This window comes from Acinetobacter sp. ANC_7511 (genome assembly GCF_056779975.1).
On sequence record NZ_JBWYIY010000013.1, the window covers coordinates 93651 to 110278 of the forward strand.

At 37.8% G+C, this 16628-nt stretch carries 18 protein-coding genes and 1 pseudogene; 5 read left to right on the forward strand and 14 right to left on the reverse strand.

What is annotated here, in order from left to right:
- Positions 1–8: 8 nt before the first annotated feature.
- Both AC1M9L_RS10435 and AC1M9L_RS10440 read left to right on the forward strand, forming a co-directional pair.
- Complete coding sequence (locus tag AC1M9L_RS10435) at positions 9–1301, forward strand: ABC1 kinase family protein (RefSeq protein ID WP_481592060.1); 1293 nt, start codon at positions 9–11, stop codon at positions 1299–1301.
- Positions 1302–1378: 77 nt separating this feature from the next.
- Entirely contained in the window at positions 1379–1630 is a 252-nt protein-coding gene (locus tag AC1M9L_RS10440) for a type B 50S ribosomal protein L31 (RefSeq protein ID WP_035264993.1), read from the forward strand.
- Between the two features lie 73 nt (positions 1631–1703).
- Here the strand turns inward: AC1M9L_RS10440 and crcB are convergent, their stop codons facing one another.
- Positions 1704–2084 (reverse strand): fluoride efflux transporter CrcB, encoded by a 381-nt coding sequence (gene crcB, locus AC1M9L_RS10445; RefSeq protein WP_481586767.1) that lies wholly within the window; start codon positions 2082–2084, stop codon positions 1704–1706.
- A 119-nt stretch (positions 2085–2203) separates the two neighbouring features.
- On the opposite strand from crcB, the gene AC1M9L_RS10450 reads away from it, so the two are divergent.
- A complete protein-coding gene (locus AC1M9L_RS10450; protein WP_035264987.1) occupies positions 2204–2536 on the forward strand; it encodes a HopJ type III effector protein in 333 nt (110 codons plus the stop codon).
- 24 nt (positions 2537–2560) lie between these two features.
- On the opposite strand, the gene AC1M9L_RS10455 is transcribed toward AC1M9L_RS10450, so the two are convergent.
- Complete coding sequence (locus AC1M9L_RS10455; protein ID WP_481592061.1) at positions 2561–3787, reverse strand: TIGR03862 family flavoprotein; 1227 nt, start codon at positions 3785–3787, stop codon at positions 2561–2563.
- Positions 3784–4449 (reverse strand): class I SAM-dependent methyltransferase, encoded by a 666-nt coding sequence (locus AC1M9L_RS10460; RefSeq protein WP_481592074.1) that lies wholly within the window; start codon positions 4447–4449, stop codon positions 3784–3786. The genes AC1M9L_RS10455 and AC1M9L_RS10460 overlap by 4 nt, the downstream gene beginning before the upstream one ends.
- Before the next feature lie 84 nt (positions 4450–4533).
- On the opposite strand from AC1M9L_RS10460, the gene AC1M9L_RS10465 reads away from it, so the two are divergent.
- Positions 4534–4713 carry a DNA gyrase inhibitor YacG gene (locus tag AC1M9L_RS10465; protein ID WP_035264978.1) on the forward strand — a complete coding sequence of 60 codons (180 nt, stop codon included), beginning with the start codon at positions 4534–4536 and terminating at the stop codon, positions 4711–4713.
- Between the two features lie 350 nt (positions 4714–5063).
- On the opposite strand, the gene AC1M9L_RS10470 is transcribed toward AC1M9L_RS10465, so the two are convergent.
- The 5 genes from AC1M9L_RS10470 to AC1M9L_RS10490 all read right to left on the reverse strand — a co-directional run bounded on the left by AC1M9L_RS10470 (position 5064) and on the right by AC1M9L_RS10490 (position 9445).
- The gene (locus AC1M9L_RS10470) at positions 5064–5708 is read right to left on the reverse strand and encodes an MBL fold metallo-hydrolase (RefSeq protein ID WP_092768141.1); all 645 of its coding nucleotides are present in this window, start codon (positions 5706–5708) and stop codon (positions 5064–5066) included.
- A 14-nt stretch (positions 5709–5722) separates the two neighbouring features.
- The gene (gene hemH, locus AC1M9L_RS10475) at positions 5723–6739 is read right to left on the reverse strand and encodes a ferrochelatase (RefSeq protein ID WP_035264970.1); all 1017 of its coding nucleotides are present in this window, start codon (positions 6737–6739) and stop codon (positions 5723–5725) included.
- Between the two features lie 125 nt (positions 6740–6864).
- Positions 6865–7827, reverse strand: coding sequence for a DUF4062 domain-containing protein (locus AC1M9L_RS10480; RefSeq protein WP_481586764.1), 963 nt, complete (start codon positions 7825–7827; stop codon positions 6865–6867).
- 72 nt (positions 7828–7899) lie between these two features.
- Positions 7900–8784, reverse strand: coding sequence for a glutamate racemase (gene murI, locus AC1M9L_RS10485; RefSeq protein ID WP_481592062.1), 885 nt, complete (start codon positions 8782–8784; stop codon positions 7900–7902).
- A 49-nt stretch (positions 8785–8833) separates the two neighbouring features.
- A complete protein-coding gene (locus AC1M9L_RS10490; RefSeq protein ID WP_481592063.1) occupies positions 8834–9445 on the reverse strand; it encodes a DUF1285 domain-containing protein in 612 nt (203 codons plus the stop codon).
- A gap of 183 nt (positions 9446–9628) precedes the next feature.
- On the opposite strand from AC1M9L_RS10490, the gene AC1M9L_RS10495 reads away from it, so the two are divergent.
- Positions 9629–11341, forward strand: coding sequence for an electron transfer flavoprotein-ubiquinone oxidoreductase (locus AC1M9L_RS10495; protein ID WP_481592064.1), 1713 nt, complete (start codon positions 9629–9631; stop codon positions 11339–11341).
- Between the two features lie 88 nt (positions 11342–11429).
- On the opposite strand, the gene AC1M9L_RS10500 is transcribed toward AC1M9L_RS10495, so the two are convergent.
- The 6 genes and pseudogenes from AC1M9L_RS10500 to AC1M9L_RS10525 form a co-directional block, all read right to left on the reverse strand.
- A complete protein-coding gene (locus AC1M9L_RS10500) occupies positions 11430–12497 on the reverse strand; it encodes a PoNe immunity protein domain-containing protein (RefSeq protein ID WP_481592065.1) in 1068 nt (355 codons plus the stop codon).
- Positions 12478–12959, reverse strand: a pseudogene (locus AC1M9L_RS10505) (hypothetical protein); the annotation flags it as partial. The pseudogene AC1M9L_RS10505 and the gene AC1M9L_RS10500, both read right to left, overlap by 20 nt.
- Positions 12960–13341: 382 nt before the next feature.
- Positions 13342–14130, reverse strand: a complete 789-nt coding sequence (locus AC1M9L_RS10510) for a hypothetical protein (RefSeq protein WP_481592066.1) — start codon at positions 14128–14130, stop codon at positions 13342–13344.
- A gap of 397 nt (positions 14131–14527) precedes the next feature.
- Positions 14528–15085: a hypothetical protein gene (locus AC1M9L_RS10515; protein WP_481592067.1), complete on the reverse strand. Its 558-nt coding sequence runs from the start codon at positions 15083–15085 to the stop codon at positions 14528–14530.
- Entirely contained in the window at positions 15078–15953 is an 876-nt protein-coding gene (locus AC1M9L_RS10520) for a hypothetical protein (RefSeq protein ID WP_481592068.1), read from the reverse strand. The genes AC1M9L_RS10515 and AC1M9L_RS10520 overlap by 8 nt, the downstream gene beginning before the upstream one ends.
- Position 15954: 1 nt before the next feature.
- Positions 15955–16628: DUF2345 domain-containing protein (locus AC1M9L_RS10525; protein ID WP_481592069.1), on the reverse strand; the 674-nt coding region annotated here is incomplete at its 5' end.

Consider the following 16628-nt stretch of genomic DNA (forward strand, 5'->3'; position numbering starts at 1 on the left):
CTCAACTCATGGCAAACAAAGCGAGCTCTCCCGGCCGTCGTTTCATGAAACTCGCAGGTATGACTGCAAGTATTGCTACTAAAACCGTGTCCAACTCTATCCGCACCTTTAATGCAGATGATGATAAAAAAAACGAAGCACGCAGTAAGCTATTTCAAGACATTGGTGTTCAAATTGCAGATACCCTTGGGGAAATGAAAGGTGCTGTAATGAAAGTTGGTCAAATTGCATCACAATATAAAGATATTTTCCCGCCTGAAGTCGCGAAGGCTATTGCTAAATTACAACGTCAAGCCCCTGCGATGCCCTTCCAACAAATCAAGCAACAAGTAGAAAAAGAACTTGGTCAGCCACTGTTAGAGGTTTTTAAAACATTCGATGAACAACCTTTTGCAGCAGCTTCGATTGGGCAAGTTCATAAAGCAACCTTAAAAAATGGCCAAGAAGTCGTTGTGAAAGTACAGTACCCAGGCGTAGATGAAGCATGCGAAAGCGATCTAAAACAAGTTCGCTTGGCTTTACGTTTGATGGGTGTATTAAAAGTCGATAAAAAATTACAAGATCGATTATTTGCAGAAATTCAAGACAGCTTACACGAAGAGCTCAACTATGAAATTGAAGCGCAGAATTTAGAGGTATTTAGAACCTTCCATCAAGCATTGGATTCTAAAATTATTATCCCACAAGTGTTCAAAGATTATTCCAGCAGACGAGTTCTAACATTGAGCTTAGAAGCAGGTGACAATATTGAAACCGCAAGCACTTGGCCGCTTGATACACGCAACGAAATTGGTCGTCGACTTATTCAAGCTCTTGGTCATCAGATTTTCTATCTAAAACGTTTTCATTGTGATCCGCATCCTGGCAATTTTGCTTTTCGCTCCGACGGTAGTGTCATCATCTATGATTTCGGTGGTGTTAAAACATTATCTTCTGAACTGGTAGATCGATTTAAAAAATTAGTTCGCGCTGGTCGTGCTGAAAATATCCAAGAGATTGAACAGCATCTATTCGCATTGGATGCTCTGGCTGAAACAGGAAAATTCCCTGAGGAACTTTATAAACAATGGTTAGAAGTGTTGCTCAGACCCCTTACCACTCAATACAATTTTGCTGAAAACTCATCTCATCATGATGGCGTCATTTTAGTGAAAAAATCACTTAAGTATTGGGATACATTTAAGCCCTCTCCAGACACATTAATGGTCAATCGTACGATTTCTGGACACTATTGGAATCTGATTAACTTAAAAGTCGATGACAATCTCAATGATTTGTTTGAAACGCTCGTTCCTATTTGAAAAATTAACAAGACCTTACAATCCTTATTATTGTTATGTTATATTATAACATTATATAAATAATTCGGAGTGTTTCCATGCGTCCCAATATTCATCCTGAATACCATGAAGTACTTTTTCATGATACCAACGCAGATCAGTATTTCATCATCGGTAGTACGATTCAGTCAAAGCAAACCAAAGAATATCAAGGGAAAACTTACCCCTATGTCACGCTAGATATTTCAAGTGCTTCGCACCCTTTCTATACTGGTGAAGTCCGTCAAGCTAATAATGAAGGACGTGTGGCAAGTTTCAATAAGCGTTTCGGTCGCTTTAAACGTAAATAATAAAATTTTCGACTCTCACTATTTTAAAGCCTAAATTTACTCCTCCAATTTAGGCTTTTTTTTATTCTTATCGTTATTTATGGGTTAAATAAAATTGAGTAAAGGAAAAACTCAAAACCAATCCCAAGAGTCCAATCATGATACTACTCACAACATACATCAGTGCCAAATTGTATTGCCCAGATTTTATCAATTGAAAAGTTTCCAAACCAAAACTTGAGAATGTGGTAAAACCACCTAATATGCCAACCATAAAAAATAGGCGAGCCTCATGTTGTAATACAGGATATTGTAAACTGAATGCAAAAAATCCCCCTGCTAGAACACAGCCCAAGATATTCACAATCCAAGTTGCCCATGGAAATTGATCTGCATTTTGCATGAACCACATACTGGTCATATATCGAAGTGTTGCACCAATCGCTCCACCACATGCTACCCATAACCAACTCATATTATGTCCGTTCTCGTGTATTGATCATATTTCCCCCTTAAAAAGTAACGAATTATTGTCTTGGATTCACGCGTTTTTTCGTTAAGATGTAGCAAATTTAAACGTGTAAGGACTCAATTATGGCTCAAGCATTATTGGAACAATTAAAAAATGGCGAAGCAAAATTTGCCGACGTAATTTCATTTATTGAAGCAGGTTATACACATACGCCAACCGCATTTAGTAATGGTCAACAATATAATGCCAGTAATGAAAATCAAGGGAGTGCTAAAGTTTTTTCCTTTGCCAAATTAAATGGTCTTTCTCAAGAACAAACATTACAGCTTTTTGCAGAACACTACGCTTCTGTTCTGGCGACACCTGAAGCATCAGATCATCAAAATATCCGTCAATTCATGATTCATGGATGGGATGGCATTAAATTTGAAGGAAATGCACTCACTGCGAAATAATCATAAATAAAGACTAGCGCTTGGCTAGTCTTTTTCAACAGTTTTATTTAGGTATTCAATTACACCTAATCCTGCTGCTCGACCTGTTGCAAAACATGCTGTAAGTAAATAACCACCTGTCGGGGCATCCCAATCCAACATCTCTCCACAGCAGAAAACAATTGGATTACTTTTCAACTGTAACTGTTTAGTCAAGGCAATTTCCCGTACACCACCTGCGCAGCTAATGGCTTCTTCAATGGGTCTAAAACCATCTAGTTTGATAGATAAATGTTTAATATGCTGAGCCATTTTCTCTGCAATCGCCCAATCATGCTTTGGGGTCAATTCACGTAATAAATTTGACTTTGCAGTGTCTAATCCCAATTTTCGCCAAATATTATTAATACTTTGCTTCTTAGCATTCTTAAGTTTAGAGATGATTTCATGCTCAGATAATTCTGGCAGTAAATCTAAATTTAAAACCATGGAATCTTGATATTGCAATTGTGTTCGAAGTGCCCGACCATGCTTATAGACCAACCCACTCTCCAAACCATAATGGGTGATCACGATATCCCCCTTAGCTTTGGGCTGATGATCCACCCAAGCTTCAACTCGTTTGAGTGGCGAGCCAAATATAGGTTCCATATACGAAGACCAAGCTCTGACTACACCAGCATTACTCGGGGAAAACGCTTTTAACTCTTCTTTAGCCAACCATGACTGCCAAGCCCCATCACTACCCAACTGCGCCCATGACACAGCGCCACACGCCAATACAATCGCATCAAATTGATCAGTTCGTATTGAATTGGCTTGAGTATCAAAAACTGTCAGTTCATTTTGATTAAGCGCGGTAATTTGATGCCGATAATGAAAATTGACCTTGGTATCTACTAAACTTTTTAACCAAGCACGCAGTAATGGAGCTGCTTTCATTTCATTGGGAAATATACGACCAGAGCTTCCAACATAGGATTCAATCCCTAGGTTTTTCATCCAATTTCGAATCCAACGCGCATCCCATTTTTTTAACCAAGGTGCAAGCCATTCGGCATGATCATAACGACCAATAAATTGATCGATAGGTTCGGCATGAGAAATATTTAAACCTGTTTTACCTGCCATCAAAAATTTACGTGCAGCTGAAGGCTTTTGTTCAAAAATATGAACTTCAAATGCAGGATGAGCAGATAAAACTTCAGCAGCCATTAAACCTGCTGGACCTGCGCCTACGATTGCGATTCGCTTTGAATATTCCAAATTCATAGATTATTCGTTTGTTGATTTTCAGAAGAGATGGGCATTTGCCCTTGCAGAGGCATAAAGTGATCGAAGCGAGTTTGGTACGCTTCTGGTTTTTGAATAATCAACTGCTGGCATAATTGACCACGCTCTAGATACTTTACTTCAAAGTGCGTTCTTGCCGAAGTTGAAGGGATTCTTTCTTTAACATACGAAAGGTTCCAAACATTAAGCAGTTGTTGCTCTGCCTCGTCAATATATTCAGGAATATTGCTGGCTAAAGTGATCGTACCATTCGGTTGCAATCGAGACAGTAAAAATTCAAAAAAAGGCATATTCAACCAACGTTGCGCTGGATTATGAGGTTCAGGATTCGGATATAAAATAAAAAAATCTTCAACTTGCTGTGGAAATAGCGCATGTACGATCCAAGGGATTGCATCTGCATGTACAGGTCGCAAATTGGTTTGTCCCTCTAGTTGATGCTGTTTTTGCATCGCTAGAAATTTTTCTCTAGTTCGTTCAATCGCGATTAGTTGTCTTTGCGGATTTTGTTGCGCAAACAATAAAGCATGTTTACCTTTACCCGCCCCAATCTCAACACATAGTGGTTCAGCTAGAATCGGTAGAAAGTCGCGTGGCGCATGCATACGCTGTGCTTGAAATTGACGAATCGGCATAATCAGATCAAACTTATGAAAACGCGACAAGTCTAGCAACTCTAGATGCTTTTGCCTATTTTAGCTGTTTTATTTTACTAGGATTGATTTATGCCAAAAACATTTCCGTGCCCACGCTGTGGACAGCCTAGTCAATGGACTGGCAATGAATTTCGTCCATTTTGTTCTGAACGATGCAAACTTATCGATTTAGGGGCTTGGGCAAATGATGAATATCGCCTTCCGACACAGGATTCTCCTCAAGCTGATCAAGGGGAATATCATGAATAATGCCAACTTTGCTCAATATTAAAAGAATAATTCAATTATATTTACACAAACAAAAAATTAGCTTTTTTAAGAAAACTCAATAAATGTGATTTTATTTAAGTTTGTGTTGTGATATTGTGATAACAATCACATTAAAACAACAATTCTACTTTCATAAATACATGAGACTTTATAAATTCACATTCACACTCAGTATAATTTTAACTTGCCTAGGCCTCCTTTTTGCAGGTCTAGGCATTTATCAACATGATTTCGTCTTGATTTTAATCTCTGCACTATTTGTGTTAGCCGCTGCCCTTCTCTTTTGGGAATTGAATGACATCAATCGAGATCACTTTTTTCGTTTTTAATTAACCAGCTTTACCTGCCACAAACGGGTTAAACTTTTTCTCATAGCCAATGGTACTGATTGGACCATGCCCTGAAATAAACTGTGTTTCATCTGGCAAACTAAAACATTCTCTCTCAATGGAATCTAGCAACTGTTGATGATTTCCCTTGGGAAAATCTGTTCGACCAATTGAACCCTTGAAAAGAACATCGCCAGTCCATAACAAGCCATAGTTAGCATTATAGAACATGACGTGGCCAGGCGTATGACCGGGAGCGAATCGAACCTCAAAGGATTCATCCCCTAATTTTAAAGTTTCACCACCTTCAAGCCACTGATCAACCACAACAGGTTCAGGTATCGGAAACCCATATCGTGCTGAAACTTCCTGAATCATATCTAACCAAAATGCATCTTCTTTATGAGGACCAATTACTGGAATACCCCACTCTCTCGCCAATGCTCCGACCGCACCAGCATGATCAAGATGACCATGAGTTAACCATAGCTCCTTCACTGTTAAGTCTAACTCTTGCACAACTTGCATAATTTTTTCAGGCTCACCACCTGCATCAATTAACACAGCTTCTTTGGTCTCTTGATCCCAAACCAATGAACAATTTTGCTGAAATGCTGTCACAGGAATAATTTTAACTTGAAGCATAGGAACCTTTAAATTTACGCAGAATGTTGGAGGGTAATCTTGAGTGCATCCAGTTGAGCTTCTACTAAATCGACCAACAAATCAATATGTGCTGCATCAGTGTTTAACGCTGGAATATAGGCATAGTCTTTCCCGCCCGCTGTTTTAAAGGTTTCGGCATTTTCCACAGCCAACTCTTCTAAAGTCTCTAAGCAATCTGCTGAAAAAGCAGGGCTGAGAACATGGACAGATTGAACTCCTTGTTGTCCCCACTCAGTCAGCAACGCATCTGTATATGGCTTGACCCACTCTTGTTTACCGAATCGTGATTGGAAGCTGATAGCCCATTCATCGTCACGTAATCCCAGAGCCTCTGCGACTTTTTTCGCTGTAACCCTACAACGGTCGGCATATGGATCACCTTTATCTGCATAAGGCTGAGGAATCCCATGGAAAGACATTAATAATTTTTCCGCTTTACCGTGTTGCGCCTGAAAAACCTGAACACTCTTTGCCAAAGCCTGAATAAATTTTGGATGTTGATAATAATCGCGTATTAAACTTAAGCCAGGTAAATTTCTCTGCGTTAAAACCCATTTCGCCAATGCATCATACAAAGGTGCTGTAGATGTCGCTGAATATTGAGGAAAAAGTGGAAATAAAATGACGTGATCTTGCGGTGTCTGAGTAAGTTTTTTTAGAACCTCATGAATACTAGGATGACCATAAGTCATCGCAGGAACGACCTGAACATCAAAATCTGGATAATCTTGAATAACTTTTTGACGGATTAAATCTGTTTGCTTCAACAGAATTTCACGCATAGGGGAATCTCCATTCCACACCTGCGCATATGCTTCAGAAACATGCTTTGGTCGAAATGGTAAAACAAAACAATGTAAGATAATTTTCCACAAAAACGATGGAATCTCAATCACACGCTGATCAGATAAAAACTGTTTTAGAAAAGTTCGTACCGCAGGCACTGTAGGGGCATCTGGTGTTCCCAAGTTGGCAATAATTACGGTGATTTTCGGCTTTAACTCAGACATCTGATCCACATCAATTCACTGTTTAATTAAGAAATACTTTATCAGAGTCTAAGTAAATTCGGCGTGATTTTATGATTGCTTTTTAAAATGTGAATGAAAGAGAAAAACTATCATATGAACTTGATCTATTTATTCATGCATTTCCATAACATCCGCTGACGATCATCTCGTCCTACAGGAACGATCCATTCATTATTACGCATTTGTTGCTTGATGGTATGCAATGCACGTACATTAATCTGTGCTCTAGATACCATATGTGCCTTAGGAAGTTGCAATTGAGCATCGACCAGCCCCGTATCAGTCAAATACTGATTCAACACTTTAGAATAAAAATCTTCTGGTGTTGCTTGGGAAAATTGAGACTCAAGAACAGTATAAATTTCATGCCATCGCATGGAACGTATACAAATAATTTCTTTAAAATGACTATCAACATAGGCATGCATACGATAATCAAAACTGAATTGATCATCCCACTCTATTCTAGGCAAAGATAGAAAAGGATCGACTTCAGATTTGGCTTGTTCCATTTTTGCTTGTGCCAGCTGAGCTCTTAATCGATCAATCTCATCTTGTTTTGCTTGAATGCTTTGTGGTCTTACCCAACCCAAAACAGGGTAACGTTCAAGCATTTGAGGCATATGAGACCTGAGTGCTAGCTCTAATTCACGAGCACTTTTAAAAAATACGACCTGATCAACTTCTCGAATGATCTGTTGACGGAAATTTTGAAAGCGCTGTTGAAGATCCACTTCATGCTCTCGTAAATGCTCCTCACGCGATTCTGGCTGTTCATGCATAAATACAATAATGGGCTTTTGCTTAGTCACGGCATAGATATATTCCAAGTGCATGTAACTAATACCAGAGACAGATTGCTCACCATACTGGCTTCCTAAAAGCAGAAGTACATAATCACAATCATCAATTTGACGGCGTGCAAAAGCGGTTGTTACAGGTGTTCTTTGTTCTAAACCCCATGAAAAAAAACCCATACCGATCAGCGTTTGAGACACAACCATACGCTCTGGCTGCATCTCTTTACCAGAAGTTGTAATAAACACTTGGTAACGCTTATCTAGCATGCCTTAATCCAATCCTGCATCTAGGTAAAAATGCCTTACTCATAAGGCTTAAAATATATAGCTTGATATTGATCATTCTTCTTCGAATGTATCAGTTAAATTTTCAATTGACCATAGTATTTCATGCCCGATCATATTTTGAAGTACAGGCTGAAGTTCAAGCGCATTTCCGCCACTGACGACACAACGCAACTGCACTGATTTGTCATATGGTTGAGTAGCATTGAATTTATTTTTGATAAGGACTCTTGCTGTTTGGCGTGCAACAGCAAATCCTGAATCAACCAAAGTCAGTCGCTCTGTATAAAGATGCTCAATTGCTGATTTTAAAAATGGATAATGCGTACAACCCAACACCAAATAATCGGCTTGATCTTGCATGACGGGATCAAGTATCCGTTGTAATGTTGCAATACAGGCTTGCGAATTTTGTTGCCCTGCTTCCACGAAAGGAACCAAATCCAAACTGGTGACTTGATGAACTTTAACACCTAAAGGATCTGCAAAATTCTGCATTACATCCTTGATTAACTGGCCTCTAAAAGTCGCTGGAGTCGCCAATACAGCCACCACTTTAGACTGTGTCTGTAACACTGCAGGTTTTAACGCAGGAACCAACCCAATGATCGGAAATCGCTCACCATAATGTGTCCTTAAGTAATCCAGACTAAAAGCTGATGCCGTATTACACGCAACAACCGCAACTTTACATCCTTGACGATACAACCACTCAATTGCATGTGCTGTGAGCTGACGAATATCTTGATCTTCGCGCGGACCATAAGGGACATGAGCTGTATCTGCATAGTAAAGGATATGCTCATTGGGTAAATATTTTGCTATTTCCAATGCAACTGATAAACCACCAATCCCCGAGTCGAAAATCCCAATAGGGGCATGTTCAAGTGCATGAGGCATAGGCTCATTAGAGCTCGGTTGGGGTAAAATTGCAGACATCTCAACGACTACTTTTATAATGCTTAAATGAATGGGCTAAGCTTAAACCTCAAGTCTCTAATTGCAATAGCAGATTACCACTTTTTAAATTCAAAACTGATTCACCTTGCTCATTTTCGCTCAACTCCCCCATTTCAACTAAATGAAAAAAAGTTGATCGTTGTATCAATGCGTTGATGCCGAAACGCACATGCACGTAAGGACGCATCTCTCCTTGAAAATCACGCATAAAGATTGGATGATCTTGATCCACAATAATGAGATCTTGAGTGGTCGTTGTTAGCTGTAGATAAGAAAGCCCTTGAATCTCGACTTGATCTACCTGATTGACCAATAAAGGTTCATCTTCGACTTCAATTTCGATTTGCTCAACGGGTGTTTTTAAGTAAAATTTGTTGTCTTCTTTCCACAGTACTGTCGAGAATAGGTCAATGAGGCTTTGTCTTTTAATCAATTGACCTTCGTGCCACCATTCACCATTCGCTTTTACTTTCAAATCCATTGAGCCACAATGCTTTGGGTTCCATTGTTCAAGAGGTGGGATTGACCTTTTGTGACTTGACTGTGCATCTTTTAGATATTGTACGATATTGATTAAGTTTTTATCATCAGGTACAAGTGAATCAGGCTGTGCTGTTATAGAATCATTTTGTTTTACCATGGTTTATGCCCTGCTGACGGAAAATAAAGCGACTCAGCCAATTGGCTTGATCAAGGTTTGAACCTATACTAGCGCAAAATATATAAAAGGTACGAGAGCAAAATTGTACCTGCAACTAAGAACACTCATGGCAGCACCGTCGGAATTATCGGTTGCCACCCTTTACTTTATGAGGAGTCCTTTATGGAACACATCGAACGTGAATCGATGGAGTTTGACGTTGTAATCGTTGGAGCGGGCCCTGCGGGTCTTTCAGCTGCGATCAAAATCCGTCAACTTGCAATTGAAAACAACCTCAACGATTTATCTGTATGTGTCGTTGAAAAAGGCTCTGAAGTAGGTGCGCATATTCTTTCTGGTGCTGTGCTTGAACCACGCGCTATTAATGAATTGTTCCCAAATTGGAAAGAAGAAGGTGCGCCTTTAAACGTACCTGTTACAGAAGATGAAACGTACTTCCTTCTTTCAGATCAAAAATCTCAAAAAATGCCTCATGCTTTTGTGCCTAAAACAATGCACAACGACGGTAACTATGTCATCTCTCTTGGTAACGTCGTACGCTGGTTAGGACAAAAAGCTGAAGAGCTTGAAGTATCCATTTTCCCGGGCTTCGCAGCAGCGGAAATTCTGTATCATGCTGATGGTACTGTAAAAGGTATCCAAACAGGTGATATGGGTATTGGTAAAGATGGTGAGCCAACACATAACTTTACCCCAGGCTATGAGCTCCATGCGAAATACACGTTATTCGCTGAAGGCTGCCGTGGTCATTTAGGTAAGCGCCTAATCGCTCAATTCGGCTTAGATAAAGATGCTGATCCTCAACATTACGGTATCGGTATTAAAGAACTTTGGGAAATTGATCCAGCGAAGCACAAACCAGGTAAAGTCATGCACGGTGCGGGTTGGCCTTTAACTGAAACTGGTTCATCTGGTGGTTGGTGGTTATATCACGCTGAAAATAACCAAGTATCATTGGGTATGATTGTCGACTTATCTTACCAAAACCCTCATATGTATCCATTCATGGAAATGCAACGTTGGAAAACACATCCATTAATTAAAGATGTATTGGAAGGCGGTAAACGTATTTCTTACGGTGCACGTGCAGTAGTTAAAGGTGGTTTTAACTCTCTTCCTAAATTTACCTTCCCAGGCGGAAGCTTAATTGGTGATGATGCTGGTTTCTTGAACTTTGCAAAAATTAAAGGTTCACACACTGCTATGAAATCAGGCATGTTATGTGGTGAAGCTGTATTTGAAGCAATTAAAGCTGGTGTAGAAAAAGGCGGCGACCTTGCAATTGCTCGTGTGACAGAAGGCGAAGATTTCTTTGCTAAAGAGTTAACGTCATATACAGAGAAATTTAACAACAGTTGGTTAAAAGAAGAGTTATATAATGCTCGTAACTTTGGCCCTGCAATGCATAAGTTTGGTACATTCTTCGGTGGTGCATTCAACTTTATCGATCAAAATGTATTTAAAGTTCCGTTCACTTTACGTGATTTGACACCTGACTACAGTGCTTTAAAAACTGTTGATGCTGTGAATTTCAAACCAAACTATCCAAAACCAGATGGTAAGCTTACATTTGACCGTTTATCTTCAGTGTTTGTTTCAAATACAGTACACGAAGAAAACCAGCCAGCGCATTTAAAATTAACTGATCCATCAATTCCAGTAAACGTTAACCTTCCTCAATGGGATGAGCCTGCTCAGCGCTACTGCCCTGCTGGCGTATACGAAATCATGGAAAATGATGATGGTTCTAAGCGTTTCCAAATTAATGCTGCGAACTGTGTTCACTGTAAGACTTGTGATATTAAAGATCCGTCACAAAACATTACTTGGGTTGTACCTGAGGGTGCGGGTGGTCCGAACTATCCGAATATGTAATCTCGTTTGAGATCAAAAAAAACCCGCGAAAGCGGGTTTTTTATTAAACTGCGATAAATACGAAAGTTTCCCCTTGAGCGATATAGTTTTATTCTTCACCATCAAAATACCAATATACTTCACCCCAGTCTTGTTCTGAAAGCATTGGTAAAATGTCATCTCTATCAAAATATTGACGCTCATTTGGTTGGGCTGGAGTCGTCCAATAACCTGTTTGTGGACATTTATCCCCACCTTTGATTTTAATTTTTTCTACTGAATCTTGTGTTTGTACTTTTTCTGATTGTGCTTTAGAAAAATCAACTAAATCTTTCGGATAAAATTGATGCTCTCGATAAGTTGTATCATCAATATCTAACAACCATGTAACAGCTGCCGCTTCCCATGACCAATAACCAAAATAACTGATACCTGATCTAATATCAGGTTGTGGATGTTGATCATGATAAGGTTCACGACGACTGGCTTCATACCAATCTTCTAAGTATTGCAACATCATCGCTGGACGTTTTTCAGGTGCAGCATCAAAAACTTTAATGAGCTTGCGATAAGGCAAATGTCGACGTGCATCATTCGGTGGTATGCCTCGATCTGTTACAAATGGAGCAACCAATCGCTCGATTAAGCCATCTTTTTCTTGTCCTTCAGGTGTTGCTTCTGTGTAGTCGATAATCGTCATAATTCGACTCATTTGATCTGCATACCCTGTCAGTAAACCAAAGCATATCAATCGTAAAGCAATATACCAATAATCTTCAGTTCCCAAGGAAATATGCCAGACATAACGTCCACCTGCATCAGGGCTTAAATTATAAAGATGACTCGTTTCAGCATATTCTTCTGCCCAATGAAGAAGATACGGGTAAAGTTCTTTTATAGAATTTAAATCTCCGCCTGCTGAATATTGTAAAGATATCAAGTTCAGAGCATCTTTTAATCTTTGATGACCAGATGCTATATATCCACCAAATTTAGAATCATTTTTATAATCGCTAAATCCATCAACAACTGTATATATACCATTAACAAACGTATCAAATCTCTTGTGATACATTTCTTGCTCAAGCAGCTTATCTCTAAATAAACTTGTATCTTTTACTTCTAAACTCAACCATTTTTGCCAATCTATTTCTTGATCATCTACTTGTGTTGACATTCTTTAATCTCTCCAACATCTCTTTTGGTAAAACAAATTCTAATTTAATACCGTGTGCAGTTACTGTCCGTGTACACTTAGGTTTATTTAAGCCTATACATTTTTCATGATGATCGAATTTATCACCTGTAATCGTTACTAAACTACGATCATAAGGACATCGAATCGCAACAGTTTGACCTTTACCATTTTTAAATACTCTTTCAGTAGATGGTTTAAATTCAACTCGTCTCCAAGCTTCTATATCCTCTAATAATTTATTTTTATGTGAATTTATAAGTCCTGCTGTCCTAATTTTTTGTGAAACCCAACGGTATGACATTTGTATGCCATCACTTTTTGTATTGCCAACAGAACGCTTAACCTTATCATCTTGGTCTGATGCCATATAAACATCTAACCCTTTCTTAATACCATCATGGCTGCTTTAGGTATCATCAGTGTTCGCTGGCTCAGTGCATTTTGTCAGCTTATCTATATTTGATGCGATGTATCTTGGTTTCTACCAAACTGCGACGATGATAAACCAACCATTATTTTCATAGGTTTCTGCCTAAACCTAAGCAGTGAATTATTCGAAGTAACTCATTACGTTCTAGGAACTCAGTTTTATCTTTCCAAGGTTTGCATTTTTTCTTAGCGGAACTACTGCAGTAATTTTGTGCACCATTGAGTCTGAAGATCGAAACAAATCGAAATATTTCCACGATTAATTAAAACTTTTTATTGTAATTAGGCCAGTTGGATGTCGAATAGATTTTAGGTGTGGGCTTACTCGTCTCACAATTATATTGCTAAATTAAACCTAACAAACAACTTTGTGAAACAAAGCCGACCAAATATCCTATCTCATATATTGCCAAACATCAGGGTCTACATAGCTGCCATCAATATGATAGCCTTCCAGTTTAATTTTTTGTTCCTTAAATTTACGATCTTTTTCATTTTCCCTCCTTTCATCTAAAAAGGCTTGTTTTAACTGTTCTGCTGTCATTTCATCTGAGTTAGAAATAGCATTAAAACCAGTATATCTAAAATGCTCAAAACTGTATCTCAGCATATACTGTTCTTTTTTATCATCTTTATATGTTTTAGAAAGAGATATCCCCAAATTAATATTACTATTATATAAATTAAAATACATATGGCCATTAGTCAGATCCATCATTTCTTGCCACTCTTTAAAACTTAAAATATAGCTAGGGTCAATAACCTCTCCCATGTTTTGACTCATATATTTTAAATTATCTTTTTTATCTATACGTTCCGAATAAGGTAAAAAATACTGCTTCCAGTTTTTCTCACTCATTTGCTTCATAAGTTTTACATAAGCCTGATATGCATCTTCTCTAGTCGTATATTCATTAGCATGTAAACTAGCGGTTACATCCATAATCAAAACACCATCATTGCCCATTCGTGCAATTTGCGTCCCCATTACACTAATAACATTATCAATTTCAAAGTTACTTTGTTCAGTTACAATTTTAACCTGTCCCAGTTTGGGCGGTCTCCAATCTAGTGACAAAAAATTCATCCCCGCAGGTTGGCGGTCTATTGACGCATTACTATATTGAATAAAATCTTTTAATCCTTGCTGTCCAAAATGTAAAATAGCACTTTGTAGTGGCATGATTTCATTTCCTTTACTTTTCGTATTTGGAGTACAAGCCAATAATAGGCAACATATCGAAAATCCAAAAATTAAACTCAGATAATTTTTCATATTGAAACTTTTGTTAAAAAAATCGTTATTTTTTCCCTTCATTACTACTTGGATGTATTGCAAAGAGAAAGTTTGCTTTGCTCTGACTTCACCCCGTTATTGTTTTTAATTCCTGATGTAAAAAGGCACGCCTTTATCATCCAACATTAAACGGTGATATTTTTCCGCAGCCAAATTAATCTTAACTAAAGATCCGTTATAAAAAATTACTTAGGTTCCACCTGAGGGTGCAGGTAGTGTGAGCTATTCGAATATGTAATGTCTTTTTAAAAAAACCGCTAAAGAGCTCTTTCTCGTTAATTTATCAATCAATTTTTAAAGTTAATCGGTTAAAATTCAGATCATTGCCTTTGAATTCTATGTTTGAGAAAAATCTCATCACTACTTTCTTAGTATTTAGATTGATTGAAAATACATGTACATATATGTAATCTTGATTATTTTTTAGCTCTGTATTGATATATCTGATATTAAGATTATTAATGCAATTTGCATTTAAAATTAAGTCATTTTTGAAGTGATGCCTTGCATTAGGTGATAAAATCATCTCACTTGCAACTCCACCATCTAGATACACAACAATTTTACCAGGAGTACCCAATATACTCTTTGATAATCTATACATACCCCAATTAGAAGGACGACCATCTTTGAGAACATGCAATTGAAATGGTCCTAAATTTTTAGCACTATTTAAATTCTGACTTTCAGATACTTTAAATATCTCATTCAAAACAGTGCAGAAATTTTGATTATCTATCACAATAGCCTCACGATTTGATTCTTTAATTATATTTGATGCTGTAACATTTGAGTAAAAACAAAGTAGAGTTAGAAACATATATGTGAGAAATTTATTCATTTATATAGCCCCAATCTACTAACGGATCAACATCACCCACTCCCAAAACCCAATACTCTTCTTTTGTGGCATCATCACCTTCTCTCCAGATGATATCTTCTGAATTATAATAATGAGTCAAATTTCTTCCATAAAGTCTATGGACATAGTTTGGTTCATTATCTTTCATTATTTTTCCAAGCATTGATTTAGCAATACCAAGCTCGGGATATTGTGGATATTTAAATTTATTTAACGATGACTTTTGTAATTTTTCCCACCAAGAATATGGATTGACTGCAGGAATTGATATAGGACCGTACTTTACGAAACCTTTCCCATCTGGAATTATATCACCTAAGTTTTTTTTTAGAATTTTCTCAGCTTCTTTTGCACAAGTTGAATTCGTTAAAGCCCTATACTTTTTTTCAGAGGAATTATTTTCAATGTATTCTTGTTTTTCCTCATCAAAAATCATACTCAAGCTTTTTTTTCTAATCTGATTTACATCAAACATAATTTTTCTTGCACTATCTTCATTTATTTTAGCACGATATAAATAGCTAACTTCGGTTATAGGATAATCACAGGTTGATAAGTTGCCTATAATATTACTTCCATTAGCTGCAGGCCCAAAACTAAAAAATGTTAATACCTCTTGATTTTTCGTGATATAAAAAAATGCATGACCCCATTCGCCACTATTATTATTTTCAGGGAACTCTGATTTCAAATCGTGATGATTTTTACTTTTCAAAGCAAAGGTTCTTTTAGGTAAATAAGCCAATTCTGGCAAATTAGTCTCTGTTCCAATAACCACATAATATTCATCTAAGGCTACTTCAGATATGGGATTATCTAAATCAGTTTGATATTGTTTATTATTCATTTTAAATATCTACGTCCAAATTGAAATTTTCTTTTTCAGAAGTATAAATTCTCTTTGTTTTTCCTTCTCTGTCCGTAATACCTCTGATCAATTTACCATTTTTACCTGTTAGTACATATTTAGTATTCGTTAGAACCAACCCAAATTTGTTTTTTAAAATGAATTGATGCGAATAAATATCTGTAATAGGTAGTAACGGAATTTCATAACTTATAGAACTGGCCCCCACAAACTGATGCTGCCCTGCCTTAACCTCAAACTTACTTGCAGTCGTAGGAAATACCCCTGAAGCATTTATTTTTAGCTGTGAACCGCCTGCGGTCAGTACGACTTCTTTCGCACTCGTGATGTCGACATTTGCCTCCGTGGAAATAATCTGCACACCCTTTCTAGCAATCAGATCAGCACCATCCCCTTGAGCTTGAATCTCGATCTTACCTTTCCCTGCATACAGTCGTGCCCCTTCTTGCGCGGCAAATAAACTGATCTTTTTGCTGGCATGTCCGATGATGCTGTCTTGCGTGCTGGTGTTAATGCTTCCTTGTGCAATCTGGTTGATCTGCCCATCTGCACTGAGGTGGATGTCTTCGTTACTTTCTACGGCAATTGAACTTGGTGAAGCCAAGAGCATGATCGCTTGTTTAAAAGCCGCGGCTTTGCTTTGGTCTTCGCTCT